This is a genomic window from Halorubrum sp. 48-1-W (assembly GCF_003287355.1).
Taxonomy (GTDB): Archaea; Halobacteriota; Halobacteria; order Halobacteriales; family Haloferacaceae; genus Halorubrum.
Genome location: NZ_QMIM01000032.1, coordinates 1 through 17,954 on the forward strand (window position 1 = coordinate 1; position 17,954 = coordinate 17,954).

Consider the following 17,954-nt stretch of genomic DNA (forward strand, 5'->3'; position numbering starts at 1 on the left):
TCTCGATCTTGTGCTGGAGCGACGGGTAATCGCTCGGGTCCTCACCCTCGCCGTCGGTGTAATCGACCGTTACCGAGTCCGGGAAGTCTGCTGGCATACGTCTCCGTGACTCTCGACGGCAAGGAAAGTTAGTCCCTCGTTATCGGATCCGAGCGCGCGCCCCGCCGATTCTCATCGTGCGCCATCCCCGACGCCCATGGTGCGCCGTCCCCGACGCCCATGGTGCGCCGTCCCCGACGCCGGCGACGAGGGTTTAAACCCGATGGCGGGACCAGAGCCCCCACGACACGTCGACGGCTCACGGCAGGCCTGGGCGGGTGTGCGGTCGACCGCCGTGAGGAGACGATGACCGCCTGTTCGCCACGCGGCTTTCGCTCCAGTCTCGACTCCTCCCGTTCGGTCGCTCCGAGCTACTCCCGAAGCTCGGCCATGTGTTCGACGCGCTCCTCGAGCAGTTCCGGCGTTCCGATGTCGTGGCGGACCCGGACGCGGTCGCCGGCCGCCGACAGCGCTGTGTCCGCCTCGGCCTCGGCGGTTGCAATGGAGTCGCCGAGGCCGACCACCGCGAACGACCGCGACGTGGTGGTGTAGAGACCGTCCTCGCGCTCGTCGACGCTCGCGTAGTAGAGCAACGCGTCGCCGACGCTCTCCTCGTCGACCGCGATCTTCGCTCCGCTGTCCGGGTCGACCGGGTAGCCGTCGGGCACGGCGTACTTACACACCGTCGCCTCCCCCGAGAACTCGAGCGCCGGCAACGGCTCGTCGTCGCGAGCGGCGGTCAACACGTCGATGAAGGGCGTCTCGAGCACCGGTAGCGTGTTCATCGCCTCGGGATCGCCGAAGCGCGCGTTGAACTCGACGACCTTCGGCCCCTCGGCGGTCAACATGAACTGTCCGTAGAGGACGCCCTTGTAGTCGGGGAGGGCGCCGACGACGGCGTCGAGCACGTCGAGGGCGGCCTCGTAGTCACCCGGTTGCATGAACGGGAGCGAGGACCCGGTGTCCGAGTACGAGCCCATCCCGCCCGTGTTCGGCCCCTCGTCGCCTTCGTAGGCCCGTTTGTGGTCCTGGACGGCGGGCGTCGCCCGGAACTCGCCGTCGGCGACGAACGCCTGAATCGTGAACTCCTCGCCGACGAGCCGCTCCTCGAGGACGACCCGGTCGTAGTCGGCGTCGCGGAGGTACGCCTTCGCCTCCCCGGCGGTGACCTGGTCGCCGATCACCTTCACACCCTTGCCGCCGGTGAGGCCGGCGGGCTTCACCGCGAGGTCGCCGTCGTACTCGTCGATGTACGCGCAGGCGGCCCCCATGTCGTCGAACACCTCGAAGTCCGGACAGCCGGGCACGTCCGCCTCGCGCATAAACCGCCGCTGGTACGCCTTGTCCGTCTCCAGGCGGGCCTCCGACTCCCGGGGGCCGAACGCGTACACGCCGGCGTCGTCCAGGGCGTCCGCGACGCCGGCTTCGAGCGCCGACTCGGGGCCGATGACCGCGAGGTCCGCACCGATCTCGACCGCGAACGCGGTGATCGCGTCGGCGTCGGTCTCCTCGACCGTCTCGAAGCCGTCGGCGAGCCGGCGGATACCGGGGTTTCGGTTGCTCGCACAGGCGTACAGCGAACAGTCGTCGGCGAGCGCGCGGGCGATAGCGTGCTCACGGCCGCCGCCGCCGACGAGGAGTACGGTCTCCGTCATGCGCGACGGATATCCGCATAGGAGTGTAAGCCTTCCCCTCTCTGTTCGCCGTTCGATCCATCTCTATGGATCTGCTCGGTACGGCCCCGGTGTCGACTCGAGCAACGGTTCCGTACAGCGGGGTTTTTCCGGGACGCGATCCAACCCGGTCCATGTCACAGCCGACCGAACGGAACCGGCTCGCCGACGAGGCGAGCCCGTACCTCCAACAGCACGCCGACAACCCGGTGAACTGGCAGCCGTGGGACGACGAGGCGTTCGAGCGCGCCCACGAACACGACGTGCCGGTGTTCGTCTCCATCGGCTACTCCGCGTGTCACTGGTGTCACGTCATGGAGGAGGAGAGCTTCGCCGACGAGGAGACGGCGGCGCTACTCAACGAGTCGTTCGTCCCGGTCAAGGTCGACCGCGAGGAGCGTCCCGACGTCGACAGCACGTTCATGACGGTCTCACAGCTCGTCACGGGCGGCGGCGGCTGGCCGCTCTCGGCGTGGTGTACGCCGGACGGCAAACCGTTCTACGTCGGAACGTACTTCCCGCCGGAGCCGCGGGGGAATCACCCCTCGTTCCCCGGGTTGTGTCGCCGGATCGCCGACTCCTGGAGCGACCCCGAACAGCGCGCGGAGATGGAACGTCGCGCCGAGCAGTGGTCCGCGAGCGCGCGCGACGAGCTCGAGTCCGTCCCGAAGCCCGACGAGACGGTCGGGGATCGCGGCCCGCCCGGTTCGGAACTCCTCGAGGAGGCGGCCGCGACCGCGATTCGGAGCGTCGACGAGGAACACGGCGGGTTCGGCACGAGCGGACCGAAGTTCCCGATGCCGGGGCGGGTCGACCTCCTGTTGCGGGCGGCTGTGCGGGGTGGCCGCGAGGAACCCTTGCGGGCGGCCACGCGAACCCTCGACGGGATGGCAGGGGGCGGGATGTACGACCAGATAGGCGGTGGGTTCCACCGCTACGCCGTCGACCGCACTTGGACGATCCCTCACTTCGAGAAGATGCTGTACGACAACGCCGAGCTCCCGATGGTGTACCTCGACGCACATCGGTTCACCGACGACGCGGGGTACGCCCGCGTAGCCGCCGAGTCGCTGGCGTTCGTCGAACGCGAGCTTCGTCACCCCGAGGGTGGGTTCTTCAGTACCCTCGACGCCCGGAGCCCGCCACCCGCGAGCCGGGGCGGGGACGGTCCCGACGGTTCCACAGAGCGGATCGAGGGCGCGTTCTACGCGTGGACGCCCGAGGAGGTCGACGCCGTCTTGGACGAGCCGGCAGCATCCATCGCGCGATCCCGGTACGGGATCGAACCGGGTGGGAACTTCGAGCACGGAACGACGGTCCCGACGCTATCGGCCTCGATCGAGGATCTGGCGGCGGAACACGACCGTTCGCCCGCCGAGGTCCGGGAGGTCCTCGGGACCGCGCGGACGGCGCTGTTCGAGGCTCGCGAGGAGCGTCCCCGGCCCGCCCGAGACGAGAAGGTGCTGGCGTCGTGGAACGGCCGGGCGATATCGGCGTTCGCGGCCGCGGGAGCCGTGCTGGACGAGTCGTACGCCGATCTGGCTGTGGAGGCGCTCGAGTTCTGTCGCGATCGGTTGTACGACACCGAGGAGGGGCTACTCGACCGACGCTGGCTCGATGGCGACGTGGCCGGACCCGGATATCTCGACGACTACGCGTTCCTCGCGCGCGGCGCGTTCGACGTGTATTCCGCCACGGGTGACGTCGAGGCGCTCGCGTTCTCGCTGGAGCTGGCTGAGGCGCTCCTCGACGACTTCTACGACGCGGACGCGGGGACGATCTACTTCACCCGGGCGCCCGACACGGACGCCGACGGGACGGCGGGAGACGGGATGCTCTTCGCTCGGCCACAGGAATTCGCGGACCGCTCGCTCCCGTCGAGTCTGGGGGGCGCCGTCGAGATCCTCGCGATCCTCGACGGATTTCGGACGGACGACCGGTTCCGGTCGGTCGCCGAGACGGTCGTGGAGACCCATACAGATCGGATCCGCGCAAGCCCGCTCGAACACGTGTCCCTGGTCCGCGCGGCCGAACGCGTCGAGGGCGGCGGGATCGAGGTGACGATCGCGGCCGACGAAGTCCCGCCGCCGTGGCGGGAGGCCCTCGCGGGCCGGTACCTCCCGGGAGCGATCGTCACGAGGCGGCCGCCGACGTCCAACGGGCTCGACGGGTGGCTCGACCGTCTGGACCTCGCGGACGCGCCGCCGGTCTGGAAGGAACGCGACGCCGACGGCGACGAACCGACCGTCTACGTCTGTGAGGGGTTCGTCTGTTCGCCGCCCGCGACGGACATCGACGGCGCGCTCTCGTGGCTCGACGAACGGATGTGAGCCGGAGAGCGGAACGACCGAGCGTGTCGGGGACACGTCACGTCGGGCGGGGCGTCCGACGGGTTAGGGATCCGTTGTTTATATACCAGGACCGCCAACGCCGGGTATGTACGACTTCGTCGTCGTCGGTGCGGGCCCGCCGGGGTCGCGGTTCGCCCGCCGGGTTGCGGAGGAGGGATACGACGTGGTCGCGTTCGAGAAGGGGACGGTCGGCGAGCCGCTGGCCTGCTCCGGGCACGTCTCGACCGACCTCTGGGAGTACGTCCCCGAGGACGCGCGGGACGAGCTGTTCCAGAACGAGATATTCGGCGCGCGGTTTCACGTCGACGGGCCGGGGTCACAGCCGTACCGGTTCTATAAGCGCGAGGCGGTCTCGAACGCCATCGATCGGGTCGGGCTCGACCGCACGCTCGCCGAGTGTGCACGCGAGGCTGGCGCGGACGTCCGCGAGGGGCACACCGTCACCGGGATCGACGAGCGGGCGGACCGCGTCGTCGTCGAGGTCAGCGTCGCCGGCGGCGGGACCGAGACGGTCGAGGCGCGCATGGTCGCGGGGTGTGACGGGCCGACCTCGCGTGTGCGCCGCGACGTTGGGATCGACGAGCCAAACGAGCTCCTCCACGGCGTCCTGGCGTTCGACCCCGAGCCGGACGACCGCGACTACGTCGACGTCCACCTCACCGCGCCGCGCTTCTTCGCCTGGCGTATCCCGCGCGGCGACGCCGGCGTCGAGTATGGGCTGGCCGCGCCGCCCGGCGACGACGTGTCGGCTCGCTTCGATCGGCTGACCGACGCCTACGGGGCGGAGACCGAGGACTTCTGTTCGGGGGCCATCCCGATCGGCCCGCCCGACTCGGTGACGACCGACCGGGTCCTCCTTATCGGCGACGCCGCGGCCCAGACGAAGCCGTTCACCGGCGGCGGGATCCTCTACGGGATGACCGCCGCGGACGTCGCCGTCCGGACGGTCGACCCGACCGATCCGTCGACGCTCGCCGACTACGAGGCGGGGTGGCGCGAGGAGTTGGCGACCGAGATCCGCCTCGGGAAACTGATCCGGGCGTGTTACTCCCTGCCCGAGCCGGTCCAGCACCTCGGGTTGCGGGCGCTCTCGGGGGAGATCGGGGTCCACATGGACCGCCCGTCCTCGTTCCTCTCGCGGGAACACCTCCGGCGGTTGTTCTCCTAGCCCGTTCCGGGGGGGTCCCGGCGTGGCGAGCCGGCTGCCGCCGGAACCATTACTACGGACGGGGTGCTGGGCGACGTATGCCCGTATACGAACCCGTCGAATCCCCCGACGAGACGACAGTCTTCCCGTATCACGACCTGACAGCGCCGACGACGGCGGACGTCTACCGCGCCCGGAAGCGCATCGAAGCGTCCCTCCCGCGGACGCCGCTCGTGCGAAGCGAGCCGTTCTCGGCGGCGTTCGACGCCGACGTCTACCTGAAACGGGAGGACACGCTCCCGACGGGTGCGTTCAAGGTTCGGGGCGGGATGAACCTCGTCTCGGGGATCGACGAGTCGTTCGCCGATCCCGGCCTGATCGCGGCGAGCACCGGTAACCACGGCCAGTCGGTGGCGTACGCGGGCAGGGAGTTCGGGGTGCCGACGACGATCGTCGTCCCCGAGGACGCGAACCCGTCGAAGGTGACGGCGATGGAGCGGCTCGGCGCGGACGTCCGCCAGCACGGGGACGAGTTCGACGAGGCCCGGAAGCTCGCGGAGTCGCTGGCGATCGAGGAGGGGTACCGGTACGTCCACTCGGCGAACGAGCCGGACCTCATCGCGGGCGTCGCGACGGCGGGTCTCGAGGTGGTCGAGGACCTCCCCGAGATCGACTACCTGTTCTGTCCGGTCGGCGGCGGCTCGAGCGCGTCGGGCTACTCGCTTACCGTCGGGCGACTCACGGACGCGACGGTGGTCGGTGCGCAGTCGGAGGCCGCGCCGGCGATGTACCGAGCGTGGGAGGAGGGAAGCCTCGAGCCGCACGATCGGATGGAGACGTTCGCCGAGGGCATCTCGACGCGCGCCCCCTTCGCGTTGACGACCGAGATCCTCCGCGAGCACCTCGACGAGTTCAGGCTCGTGAGCGACGCGGCCCTCCGGGAGGGGATCCGCGACTTCTTCGCCGAAGAGACGATCGTCGCGGAGGGCGCCTCCGCCGCGAGCCTCGCGGCCATGCGGGGGATGGCGGACGAACTGACGGGACGGACGGTCGTCCTCCCGATATCGGGGCGGAACATGGACCCCGAACGGCTGTTGTCGATCCTGAAGTGACCGACGGCTGACGGAGGATAAACACTTACTATGATCCGAATTAAATCCCTAGTATGAGCCTAAATTACGAGTCGCTTCACGACCCGAACGCGGAGTACACGATGCGGGAGCTCTCCGCCGAGACGATGGACGTAACCCGGTCACGCGGCGGTGACCGTGACCTCGAGATCACGGACGTCCAGACCACGATGGTCGACGGGAACTTCCCGTGGACCCTCGTGCGCGTCTACACCGACGCGGGCGTGGTCGGCACCGGCGAGGCGTACTGGGGCGCGGGCGTGCCGGAGCTGATAGCGCGGATGAAGCCGTTCGTGATCGGCGAGAACCCGCTCGACATCGACCGCCTCTACGAGCACCTGATCCAGAAGATGTCGGGCGAGGGCTCCGTCGAGGGGGTCACCGTCACGGCCATCTCGGGGATCGAGGTGGCGCTTCACGACCTCGCGGGGAAGGTCCTCGAGGTTCCCGCCTACCAGCTACTCGGCGGGAAGTACCGCGACCGGATGCGCGTCTACTGTGACTGTCACACCGAGGAGGAGGCCGACCCCGAGGCGTGTGCCGACGAGGCCGAACGCGTCGTCGAGGAGCTCGGGTACGACGCGCTCAAGTTCGACCTCGACGTGCCGTCCGGGTTCGAGAAGGACCGCGCCAACCGGCACCTCCGACCGGGCGAGATCCGCCACAAGGCGGAGATCGTCGAGACGGTCACCGAACGTGTGAAAGACGAGGCCGACGTCTCCTTCGACTGTCACTGGACCTTCTCGGGCGGCTCCGCGAAGCGGCTCGCCGAGGCCATCGAGGAGTACGACGTCTGGTGGCTCGAGGACCCCGTGCCGCCGGAGAACCTGGAGGTTCAAGAGGAGGTCACGAAGTCGACGACGACTCCCATCGCGGTCGGCGAGAACCGCTACCGCGTCACCGAACTTCGACGGCTCATCGAGAACCAGGCGGTCGACATCGTCGCGCCCGACCTGCCGAAGGTCGGCGGGATGCGCGAAACGCGCAAGATAGCGGACGTGGCGAACCAGTACTACGTGCCGGTCGCGATGCACAACGTCGCCTCCCCGGTCGCGACGATGGCGGCCGCCCACGTCGGGGCGGCGATCCCGAACTCGCTTGCCGTCGAGTACCACTCCTACGAGCTCGGCTGGTGGGGCGACCTCGTCGAGGAGGAGGTCATCGAGGACGGGTACATCGAAGTCCCCGACCAGCCCGGACTCGGCGTCACCCTCGACATGGACGCCGTCGAGGAGCACATGGTCGACGGCGAGGAGTTGTTTGACGAAGCGTAGCGTCGTCAAGCTCGGAATTCTCCGATTTCCGGCGTCCGACTGAGCGGTAGCGAAGTCAGTCGCCCCGCGTCCCCGCGGTCGTGGCTTCGATCGCGACCGGGTCGAGCCCGCGCTCGGCGAGTTCCTCACGGATCCCGACCGCCCGCGGCTCGATCGAATCCGGCTCGTGGCTGTCTGTCCCGACCGTCACGCTCACGCCGCGGTCGACGAGCGCGTCGAGGAACGCCGGCGCGGGGTGGAACTCGCCGTAGTCGTCGAGGAGCCGGCCCGCGTTGACCTCCGGGACCGTCCGCGATCGCTCGAACGCCGCCGCGACCCGTTCGTAGTGGTCCGCCGTCGCGAACCCGCGAAGGTGCGGGTTCCGCTCGACCAGGTCGGGGTGTGCCGCGACCTCGAACAGCTCGGAGTCGACCAGCGCGACCAGCTTCTCGAAGTAGCGGTCGACGAGGTCGCGACGCTCCACCTCCGACCGGTCGGCGAAGTACGACCGGGCGTGGACGTTGACGCCCTCGAGGTCGTGGACGCTACCGATCGCGTAGTCGAAGCCGGCCTCCGCGAGGAAGCCCCCGATCGCCGCCTCGTGGTCGGGATGGTAGTCCATCTCGACGGCGTCGAAGACGGGGACGTCGACGCGTTCGCGGGCGACCGCGATCGCCTCTCGGCGTCGCCCGTAGGTCGCATCGAGGTTGAACCCGAGCAGTCGCTTCCGTCGTTCGGCGGTCCCGTCGGGGATCACGGAACAGTGGTCGGCGATCCCGACCCCGTCGAGACCGGCAGCCTCCGCCGCTGTGACCATCCGCTCCAGGAACGACCCGTCGGAGTAGGTGGAGTGGACGTGGTAATCGTACACACCGTGGGTCGGTCCGCGGGATTCACGTAGTTTGCGGTGGTCGAAGGCGGGCGGTCGTTCGACGTGATGGCGTCAGCGGATCGGGGGTCGGTGGCGAGTCGCTCGGTGAGGACGAGGGTGGTGGCGAGTCGCTCGGTGAGGACGAGGGCGGTGGCGAGGTGCTCGGCGAGGACGGGAGACGGGTATGGTCACGGGAGGGTGTCGTCACGGGGAGTGAACCGCCTCGGGGTCAAGCCCCGAGGCACTCGCCTTGCTTTCTCTGTAGAACGCCGGGATCACTTCTCTACGCAGGTCGGCGTCGGGGTCATCGGCGAACTCCGCGTCGACCCGGACGCGGGCGTCGTCGACGGCGGCCGCGACGTGCGGCGGGAGTTCGTACTCGTCGGTCACGGAGAGGTACGCGCGCATGAACGCGTCCGCGAGGCGGTCGGGGAACCGTGCCGTCTCCTACGCCAACGCCGCCCGTATCTCGTCCGCACCCGTGACGCCGACGAACCGCTCGACCTCCTCGCCGTCGCGGTATATCGCCACGGTGGGGATCGATCGGACGCTCGCCTCGGCTGCGAGTCCGGCGTGTTCGTCGGTGTCGACGCCGAGCACCGGGGCGTCGACGGTGCCCGCGAGCTCTTCGAGGATGGGCGTCTGCTGTTTACACGGCCCGCACCAGTCCGCGAAGTAGTCGACGACGACCCGCTCGTTCGCTGTGACGATCTCGCGGAACGACTCCGCGCTCTCCACGTCGACGATGCCGTTCGTGTCCGCACCGCCGCCGGAAACCGAGTCGGATGACATGGAGCTTCCTAGGCTCCGTGGAGGGATGTCCCTTCGCGAACCGCGAGGTAAGCGGGTTACCGTCCGGTCACCGCCGGGCAGTGCGCACGGGAGCGTCCCCCACGGGTTCCCCGGGCGGGTGGTGCCCCTGCGAGTGGTGTTCAGGCGGGAGGTGCCCCCGCGAGTGGTGCCGAGCGTACACGCCCGCCCCGGACTTATCAGCGTGGTAATCGTTTACTGCCCATGCCAGTCGAGTCGAACGCACCGTCGGTACCGAGCGACAAGGACGCGATCCTCAGCGCGCCGCGCGACGACGGTGCGAACGTCCTGTTGACGGCGAACAGCTACGACGACCCCGAACGCGGCCGTCACGGGGCGATCATCGAGGAGACGTCGGCGTTCCGGTCCGACATCGAGCTGTTCTACGACCTCCACACACTCGCGTGGAACGCCGACGAGGGACACACGCTGGACGCCCGCGACGACGCCGTCGCCGGTGACGTCTCGTACGCGTCGAGCCGTGTCCCCGAGATAACCCTCGAGAACCGCTTCGACGAGCCGGGGTCGACCGGGACCCTCACGCAACGGGTCGTCGCCAGCGTCGACACCTGCGGCCTCCTGATCCGCACCGACGCCGAGTTCGAGACGGTCGCGGAGCGGACCTTCTACACCGTCGCCGACCTCGGGATCCACGGTCACGACCACGAGGACCCCAACGCGGTCCAGGAGGCGTTCGTCACGGAGCGGGACGGCGCGGAGCTGGTGGTCGCGACGGACGGCGACCGGTGGCTGGCGATCGCACAGGACCGCCACGGAAAGCGCGGGTTCGACGGTCGCCGGATCGGTCACACCGGAGTCTCGACCGGCCCGGAACGGAGCGCGTGGGCCGACGTCTACGAGGGCAACGACGGCTTCGTCGCCGACGCCGAGCGGGCCGAGGGGAACCTCGACGTGGGCGTCGGGCTGTACGTCGGCGAGACCGACACGGCGTCGTGGCTCACGGGCGTCGGGTTCGGCTACGGCGAGGACGTGGCGGTCGAACACGCCCTGCGCCTCCTCGACCGGGGGTACGCAGCCGAACGGGAGTCGTTCGCGACGGCGTGGGAGGAGTGGCACGAGACGGTCTCGGACGGGCCGACCGACGACCCCGTAGCCGACGACCTCTACGAGCGGTCGTTGACGGCGATGAAGTGCGCACAGGACGGCTGTTGCGGCGTCATCGCCGGCGCGTTCAAGCCGAGCGATATGACGTACAAGTTCATCTGGCCGCGCGATCAGGTGATCATCACGCAGGCGCTGATCGCGGCCGGGGCCGAGCATGAGGCACGGCTCGCGCTCCGGTGGTTCGACGAGAACCAGATCACCGGCGACGTCGTCGACGACCGTGGGATCGACCGACACGGGACGTGGTGGCAGAACTACTACGTCACCGGCGAGCCCCACTGGCGGGCGCTCCAGCTCGATCAGGTGGGCGGCCCGATATACGCTCACTGGCTCGTCTGGCGGGAGACCGGCGACGACGACCTGCTCGAGACCCATTACGACATGTCGAAGCGAGCGGCGGAGTTCCTGCTCTCGTACGACAACGGCTACGGCTTCCCGGAGAAACACCAGGACCCGTGGGAGGAGATATGGGGTCACAGCACCGAGGGGACGGCCGCGGCGATCGCCGGCCTCCGTGCGATGGGCGAGCTCGCCGACGCGCGCGACGAGGATTCCTTCGCCGAGGAGTGTCGCGAGCGGGCCGCGGTGTGGGCGGACAACGTCGAGACGTACTGTTTCAAGCCGACGCCGTACGGCGACGCGCTCGTCACGGCGGACAGCCCGGAGACGCCGTCCGACCCGCCGGCCGACGCCCGACCGGACGCCGCGTCGTTCATGGCGGTCTGGCCGTGGAATGTCGTCGAACCCGAGGGCGACGCTGTCACCGCGACGCTCGCCGCCACCGACGACGAGGCGTGGGTCGCGGGCGACACGCCCTGCCTCGGTCGGTACCCCGGCGACCGCTACACGCCCACGGGGACCGTCGAGGACGGCGGCTGGCCGCTCTGTGAGGCGTACGCCGACGTCGCCCGCTGGCTCGGCGGAACCGACCCGGACGCCGTCGCGGACCACGTCTTCGAGGACGCCCACGAGTGGACGACGACCGCCGGCCTCCTCCCCGAGCGCGTCGACGGGAGCGGCGACGTCCGGTGGAACTCGAACCTCCAGTGGAGCCAGGCGACGTACCTGCTGCTCGTCGAGAACCACGTCCGCGACGAGGCGTTCGGGCTCGCGCCCGGCGGCCGCGCCGACTGAGACGTACCGACGCGCGTCGTCGCGTGCGACGCGTCGACACCACGGTTATCGGGCGGGGGCCCGTACGGAACCTATGACGGGTGAACGGGAGAGCGCCCTGCTGACCGAGTTCGACGAGCGGATAGAGCGCCTGCCGAGGTCGGTCGACCGGGCGGCGGTCGAGCGGATGCGGTTCGTGGCGTACGTCCTCGACGAGGGGATCCGCGTTCCGGGAGCGGACTACCGCATCGGTATCGATCCGTTGCTCGGCGTCCTCCCGGGCGCGGGCGACGTACTCAGCGGCGCGTTCTCACTGTACATCGTGCTCGAGGCGGCCCGCCTCGGCGTGTCCTACGCGACGCTGCTCAGAATGATCGCGAACGTCTCCGTGGACGTGATCGCGGGGACGGTCCCGGTCGCGGGCGACCTCTTCGACGCCGTCTGGAAGGCGAACAAGCGCAACTTCGAACTGGCGTTGGACGACCTCGCGACCGGAACACCCCGGAAGTAGCCGTCGGTGACGGGCTGTAGTCGAGGGCGAGCGGAGCCTTCCCGAGATTTCCCGGGCGCCGGCGCCGAGCCGAGCGGGAGGGTCCCTACTCCGACGCGGCCACGTCGAGCGCCGTCGACCGCCATCGGTCGACCGCCCGGGCGACGACGTCCTCGGTCGTGTGGTCCGAGACGACGGAGTACTGGTACACGTGCCCTCCGGAGTCGAGCAGTCGGCGCACTCGCGTCACGAGTCCGGCCTCCCGCAGCCGGTTCAACGACCGGTTCACGTTGCTACGGTCCCGGTCGAGGTGGTCGGCTAGTTCCCGGGTCGTCGAGCTCGGAACCTCGTCCACCGCGTCGTAGGTCCGGACGTCGGCGGCACCGAGCCCGAACACGGTCCGGAAGACGTCGTCCCGGGACGGCTCGGACACGGAGGGTTCCGTGCCACTGCCGCGCTCACCACGGAGCGTGAAGCCCCGGTCGATCGACCCCTCACGGGGCGGATCGGTGCGACTACTCATCGGCGACCTCCCCGCCGATCGCGCCCGAACGACGCAACGACGTTCGGGCGTCCGACCGAGCGATCGCCTCGCCGGCGAGGTGTTCGCGGCCCCAGCGAAGCATCGGGTCGAGGACCGCCTCGAGGTCGTGCCCGCGTTCGGTCAGGGTGTACCGGACCCGGACCGGCTTCTCGCTCACGACCTCGCGGTCGACGAGCCCCGCGTCCTGGAGCGTCGAGAGGCTGTCGGAGAGCATCTTGTTCGACACGTCGTCGATCGCTGAGCCGAGTTCGCTGAATGTGTGCGGTTCCCCGTTCAGCAACTGTGCGAGGATGACCGGGTGCCACTTGTGACCCAGGACGTCGGCGACCTCGATGAGGAGCCGTTGTGTCCGCTTGTGCGTGCCGTCGAGTCGGGATATCGGGATCGGTTCCGTGCTCATGGATACGTACTCGTGGGGCCTCGGTATGGTCACCCACGCTACGTGTCTCGGCCGGAGGGTACCGAGACACGTAGGTTCGCTCTCGATTCCGTCACGTCGACCCGTCGTCCACGAACGAAGAGACGAGGGCGCGTTCCGCCACGCGGAGGTGTTGGTGGAGCGTCGCGGAGGCGATATCGAGGCTCTCGGCGACCTCCTCGGCCGTGTGCTCCCGTGGCCAGTCGTAGTAGCCCTCCTCGTAGGCCGTCTCCAGCACCGACCGTTGTCGCTCGGTGAGGTCGACCGCGCCGTCGGCCGGGAACACGAGGTCCGCTCTGGGGGTCCGGGTCTGTCGCTTGGCGACCAACCCGACGTCGTCCCAGTGTTCGGCGAGCGCGTCGAGGACACGCGTGACGTCCTCGTCGCCCGGAACCCGGGCGATCAGCCTCGTTTCGCCGTCCACAGCGTACAGCGACACGAGACTGAAACCGACCTCGGCCAACAGCCGCGGCGGGGCACCGTCGACCGTTATCTCGACGAGACACGACCCGTCGCGACGCCCGACGAGCCGACATCCGCGAACCTCGGGATAGTCGTCGAGGAACGTTCGGATCGCCTCGAAGTCGTCGTGCGTGATCCGTACCTCGTAGGCGTATTCTCCCTCGCTGTCGCCGGCGCTCCCGAGGTGTTCACACCGGCAGTCGAACGCCGTAGAGAGGTCCGCGAGCGGGCTCGCAAAAGCGAACTCCAGTTCGACCGCGTCGCTCTCGCTCAGCGTGTTCCGCCGACGGTCCGCGACCATCGCGAAGCCGAGCGTCTCGCCGAGCAGTTCGAGGCCGCCCTGCGTCGTTTCGGCGAAGCCGCTCTCGTCGGTCCCCGCCACGGCGAGCACGCCGAACCGCTGTCGACCGCAGGCGACCGGGACCGCGGCGGCGATCGTCTCCACGTCGGCGTCCGGTCCGGCGTCCGGGTCGGAGCGCTCGGGGGCTTCGGGCTCCTCGTCGGAGCCGGAGGTCCCGCCGTCGACGTTCCCTGACTCGAACCGTCGGCGCTCGACGACGGCGGCGTCGGCCTCGTGGCTCTTCCGGACCAGCCGCTCTGCGAACGGGGACGTGACGAACGACTCCTCGTCGATTTCGACGAACGCGTCCGTCGCGACGGAACTGGAATCGATCGTCACGGCCTCGGCGTCCGCCTCGCCGTCCACGCTCGCGATCCACGCGGCACGGTACAGCGACGACCCGGCGAGGTCCTCACAGACTCCTCGCTTGACCTCAGGGACGCTCGTCGCTCGCAACACCGAGCGGATCACCTCCGTGACGAGCGTGTTGAACCGGTCCGTCGCCGCAAGCTCACCGCGGCGACGCTCCAGTTCGGTCCGCCGGGAGCGGAGCCGTTCCTCGCGCTCCGCGCGCGTGAACGCGGAACGGACGACGCCGGCGAACAGCTCGACCAGCTGGACGTCGAACGACGTCAGCGACTCCTCGCGTTCGAAGACGCTCAGGACGCCGAACTCGCCGAGCGGTACGTGAGCCTCGGCCCGACACGGGTCGGCGGCGTACGGGTCCGCCGCCGTCGACTCGTTTCGGACCGTCTCGCCGTTCCGGTACGCCGCGCCGGCGTTCGACGACTTGAGGTCGTAGGCGACCTCGGACCGGACGAGCTCCGCGGCCGCGTCGGTCGTGGCGGTCCGTACGAGCTCGTTGGCGTCGGCGTCGTACAGGCGGACACAACAGAGCTCGTGACCGAGGACGTCCGCGACCGTCCGGACCGCGATCCGGCCCACGTCGTCGCGGTCGACCGCTGTGAGGAGCTCACGGCTCGACTCCGTCACCCCCCTGAGGCGACGTTCCCGCCGACGCTCCTCGCTCACGTCGCGGGCGACGCAGACGAACTCGTCGTCCTCGAGCCCCGTCACGGAGGCTCGAACGGGCACGTCCTCGCCGTCGTCCCGCGGGACCGTGAGTTCCCCGCGCCACTCGCCCGATTCGACGACCGTGGGACGGCAGTCGAGTTCGAAGCGGTCGCTGCTCGCACACAGGTCGTCCCACGCCGCGCCGACGAGCGCGTCCGGGTCGTCGTACCCGAACAGGGAGGCGTACGCCGCGTTCGCGTGGACGACCGCGCCGGCGGCGTCGAGCACGGCGATGCCGTCGTGGGCCGCCGCCATCGCCGCCGACCGCCGACGAAGCTCCCGCTGTCGTTCCGTGCGCGCGGAGACGTCGCGCACGATGGCGAGGATCCCGTCGCGGTCGTCGAACCGGACGGTGGTCGCAGTGACGTCGACGGGGACGACGTCGCCGTCCCGCGTGTGACACGACAGCTCCGTCGTGACCCCGCCACCTCGGTCGCGAACCCGCTCGACGAACGCCTCGAACACGTCGTAATCCTGCGGGTGGATGTCCGGAGGGCCGAGCGACAGGAGCCGATCGCGGTCGTATCCTAAGAGCTCGCAGGCCCGGTCGTTACAGCGGACGATCCGGTTCGCCTCGGGGTCGACGACGAGGACCGCGTCGGGCGTGTGCTCGAACAGTCGGTCGATGACGGCCGGCGTGACCCGATCCGGTCCCGGATCGGCCCCCGCACTGCGGTCCGACGCCGCTCCTGGGTCGGGGGGATCGGTCATGTCGGGGCGTCAGGAAGGGACGGGAGGTGGTGGTCGGTCATTCGGGGGCGCGTTCTGGGGCTGTATTCGACGCGCAGGCTTAAGAATCCAACCGCGCACACGGGTCGTTTGCTCGATGACGGTCGCCGCGCCGAATCGAAGAACGGAACGCCACAGCCGGTGACGTACCGACCCGATCAGGACACCGTGAGCAGTTCGTACCCGTTCTCGACGAGCGCCGCGACGTCGGGACCGTGCTCCTCGCCGGCGGCGCCGAGCAGGGGGATCGCCTCCGAGCGGCAGCCGGCAACCGCGTCGAAGGCGGCCGCACAGTACGCGCAGGCGGCGATCTCGGCGTCGCCGTCCATCGCCCGGTCGAGCCCCTCACGGAGCGGGTGGTCGACCCGCGTCCGCAACTCGCCGGGCCATCGGGTCGCCGACCCGTCGAGGTACAGCCGCACGTCGTGGCCCGCGTCGGCGAGCCGGAGCGCGTACTCCACCCCGTTGAGCGCGCTCCCGGCTCGCTCCGGACCGGCAGTCATCAACACCGCGAACCGTCCCATACCGATCGACCGACGTGGATCAGATAAACGCTATCGGGGGCTGCGGTTACCTCGTTACGGTTCGGTTACCGTCAACGTCCCGGACCCACCGGACGCCATCGAAACGCAGTGGGGGAGTCGTCCGCTTGGCCAGCCCGTCGACGACGTGATCGCGGTGGCCGAACTAGACCGGCGAGAGCGTCGCCACCTTCGTCCCGGACGCCGGAGGCCTCCTATCGGTCCGAGAGTGCCGCCGTCGCCTCCCGGAACAGTCCGTCGAGTATCTCCGGCGTGGTCGGGTGGTACGCCCGGTCGGGGACCTCGCGGACGTCCAGTTCCATCTCGACGACGACCTGCATCGTCTTCGCCATCACGTCGGCGTGGTAGTGGAGGCCCTGATAGCCGAGGACCGTTCCGTCGGTGCCGACGACGAGGCGAGCCAACCCCTCGGGGACGTTCTTGGTCTTGAACACGCCGTCGTCGGCCGCCTCACGGGTGACGACGAGGTGGTCGACGCCCACAGCCTCGGCCGACACTGCCGAGTGACCGACGCGGGCGAACGGGAGGACCCCCAGCCCCGAGAAGACCACGTGGTGGTGAACGTTCGTGTACTCGACGAGCGGGTCGCCGTCGCGATGTCGTCGAACGTTCTCCGCGGCCGTCACCCCCTGTTCCTTGGCGACGTGGAGGATCGGCTCCTTTCCGTTGGCGTCGCCGACGACGAAGACGCGGTCGTCGTCCCGCGCCTGCATCGTGTCCTCGACCCAGCCCGGACCCGGGACGAGCGACGTCTCCGCGAGCCCCAGCCGGTCGAGCGTCGGGCGACGGCCGGTGAACGCGAACAGCTGGTCTGCTTCGACGACCCGCTCCTCGCCGTCCTCGACGACGTGGAGTTCGACGCCGTCCCCGTCGGCCGACGTGACGCGCTGCTCCTCGGTACGCGTGAGCACGTCGACGTCGAAGGCGTCCCGATAGTACTCGAGGAGGGCGTCCCCGAACGGGTCGTCGGCCTCGTCGAGCGGCCGGGCGTCGTGTTCGATGACGGTGAGGTCCATGCCCGCCGCCTCGCTGAGGTACGGCACGAGCTCCATGCCGACGTACCCGAACCCCATGACGACACCGGAGTCGCCGAACGACGTCGCGTCGAGCACGTCGTCGCTCGTCAGCACCTCCACGTCGTCGATGCCCGGGAGCGCCGGGACGTTCGCCGTCGACCCGGTCGCGATCACCACGTAGTCGGGCTCGAGCGTCCGACTGCCGACCGCGAGCTCCCCGTCGTCGACGAACGCCGCGGTGTCGTGAACGAACCGGACCCCGTCCCGCTCGGTGAGTCGGTCGATCGCTTTGCGGCGATGGGCAGCGAAGTTCGACGTGTGCTCGTTCTTCCGGTCGACGACCGCCTCGAGGTCGACGTCCGGCAACGGCCCCGAGAGCCGGTCGTCGTGACGCGCCGAAAATCGGTGTTCGGCGGCCGAGAGCACCTCCTTCGAGGGCATACACCCGCGGAGGATACACAGCCCGCCTCCCGGGTCGCCGTCGTCGATGAGCGTCAGCTCGATCTCCGGGTCCTCCGCGAGTCGATCGGCGACGGCGGCGCCGGCGCTCCCGTACGCGCCGACGATAGCGACGTGTGTAGACATGGGTAGTGGTTTCGGGTTCCGGGTATAAATCGACCCATTCCGTGCCCGAAGAAGCCAGTCGAGCCGGGCCTACAGCGGCGGTCCGATCCGTCCCGCGGGTCACGCCTTCGCGACGAGGGAGACGTAGCTCACCCGCCCTGCTTCGACGGCCTTCTCGAGCTCCTCGATCGCGTCCAGGGCGCGCCGACCGCGTTCGCCGTCGACGACGATGGCTACTGGATATACAGTCGGACGTAGGACTG

General features: G+C 69.5%; 15 protein-coding genes. 6 read left to right on the forward strand and 9 right to left on the reverse strand.

All coding sequences use genetic code 11. The features are described 5' to 3' along the window. Positions 1 to 410: 410 nt before the first annotated feature. Positions 411 to 1,694, reverse strand: coding sequence for a phosphoribosylamine--glycine ligase (gene purD / locus DQW50_RS13985; protein WP_112079885.1), 1,284 nt, complete (start codon positions 1,692 to 1,694; stop codon positions 411 to 413). A 152-nt stretch (positions 1,695 to 1,846) separates the two neighbouring features. On the opposite strand from purD, the gene DQW50_RS13990 reads away from it, so the two are divergent. From DQW50_RS13990 to DQW50_RS14005, 4 genes are all read left to right on the forward strand, one after another. Next, positions 1,847 to 4,042 (forward strand): thioredoxin domain-containing protein, encoded by a 2,196-nt coding sequence (locus tag DQW50_RS13990; protein ID WP_112079886.1) that lies wholly within the window; start codon positions 1,847 to 1,849, stop codon positions 4,040 to 4,042. Between the two features lie 106 nt (positions 4,043 to 4,148). After that, positions 4,149 to 5,231 (forward strand): geranylgeranyl reductase family protein, encoded by a 1,083-nt coding sequence (locus DQW50_RS13995; RefSeq protein ID WP_112079887.1) that lies wholly within the window; start codon positions 4,149 to 4,151, stop codon positions 5,229 to 5,231. Positions 5,232 to 5,308: 77 nt separating this feature from the next. Next, a complete protein-coding gene (locus DQW50_RS14000; protein ID WP_112079888.1) occupies positions 5,309 to 6,322 on the forward strand; it encodes a threonine/serine dehydratase in 1,014 nt (337 codons plus the stop codon). A 53-nt stretch (positions 6,323 to 6,375) separates the two neighbouring features. Beyond that, complete coding sequence (locus DQW50_RS14005; RefSeq protein ID WP_112079889.1) at positions 6,376 to 7,614, forward strand: mandelate racemase/muconate lactonizing enzyme family protein; 1,239 nt, start codon at positions 6,376 to 6,378, stop codon at positions 7,612 to 7,614. A 55-nt stretch (positions 7,615 to 7,669) separates the two neighbouring features. On the opposite strand, the gene DQW50_RS14010 is transcribed toward DQW50_RS14005, so the two are convergent. From DQW50_RS14010 to DQW50_RS14020, 3 genes are all read right to left on the reverse strand, one after another. Further along, a complete protein-coding gene (locus DQW50_RS14010) occupies positions 7,670 to 8,464 on the reverse strand; it encodes a PHP domain-containing protein (RefSeq protein ID WP_112079890.1) in 795 nt (264 codons plus the stop codon). A gap of 204 nt (positions 8,465 to 8,668) precedes the next feature. Further along, positions 8,669 to 8,872: a hypothetical protein gene (locus tag DQW50_RS14015; protein ID WP_112079891.1), complete on the reverse strand. Its 204-nt coding sequence runs from the start codon at positions 8,870 to 8,872 to the stop codon at positions 8,669 to 8,671. Between the two features lie 39 nt (positions 8,873 to 8,911). Then, on the reverse strand, positions 8,912 to 9,256 hold the full coding sequence (locus DQW50_RS14020) for a co-chaperone YbbN (protein WP_241964439.1): 345 nt from the start codon (positions 9,254 to 9,256) through the stop codon (positions 8,912 to 8,914). Between the two features lie 222 nt (positions 9,257 to 9,478). Here DQW50_RS14020 and DQW50_RS14025 point away from each other — a divergent pair, with 222 nt between their 5' ends. Further along, positions 9,479 to 11,533 (forward strand): glycoside hydrolase family 15 protein, encoded by a 2,055-nt coding sequence (locus DQW50_RS14025; protein ID WP_112079892.1) that lies wholly within the window; start codon positions 9,479 to 9,481, stop codon positions 11,531 to 11,533. A gap of 73 nt (positions 11,534 to 11,606) precedes the next feature. Then, positions 11,607 to 12,023, forward strand: a complete 417-nt coding sequence (locus DQW50_RS14030) for a DUF4112 domain-containing protein (protein WP_112079893.1) — start codon at positions 11,607 to 11,609, stop codon at positions 12,021 to 12,023. 85 nt (positions 12,024 to 12,108) lie between these two features. Here the strand turns inward: DQW50_RS14030 and DQW50_RS14035 are convergent, their stop codons facing one another. The 5 genes from DQW50_RS14035 to DQW50_RS14055 all read right to left on the reverse strand — a co-directional run bounded on the left by DQW50_RS14035 (position 12,109) and on the right by DQW50_RS14055 (position 17,712). Then, positions 12,109 to 12,525 (reverse strand): helix-turn-helix domain-containing protein, encoded by a 417-nt coding sequence (locus DQW50_RS14035; RefSeq protein WP_112079894.1) that lies wholly within the window; start codon positions 12,523 to 12,525, stop codon positions 12,109 to 12,111. Further along, positions 12,518 to 12,946, reverse strand: a complete 429-nt coding sequence (locus tag DQW50_RS14040; RefSeq protein ID WP_112079895.1) for a helix-turn-helix domain-containing protein — start codon at positions 12,944 to 12,946, stop codon at positions 12,518 to 12,520. Before DQW50_RS14040 ends, DQW50_RS14035 begins: the two co-directional genes overlap by 8 nt. Before the next feature lie 91 nt (positions 12,947 to 13,037). After that, positions 13,038 to 15,551, reverse strand: a complete 2,514-nt coding sequence (locus DQW50_RS14045; protein WP_112079896.1) for a PAS domain S-box protein — start codon at positions 15,549 to 15,551, stop codon at positions 13,038 to 13,040. Positions 15,552 to 15,727: 176 nt separating this feature from the next. Next, positions 15,728 to 16,093 (reverse strand): DsrE family protein, encoded by a 366-nt coding sequence (locus DQW50_RS14050; RefSeq protein ID WP_112079897.1) that lies wholly within the window; start codon positions 16,091 to 16,093, stop codon positions 15,728 to 15,730. A gap of 212 nt (positions 16,094 to 16,305) precedes the next feature. Beyond that, positions 16,306 to 17,712 carry an NAD(P)/FAD-dependent oxidoreductase gene (locus DQW50_RS14055; protein ID WP_112079898.1) on the reverse strand — a complete coding sequence of 469 codons (1,407 nt, stop codon included), beginning with the start codon at positions 17,710 to 17,712 and terminating at the stop codon, positions 16,306 to 16,308. Positions 17,713 to 17,954 lie beyond the last annotated feature (242 nt).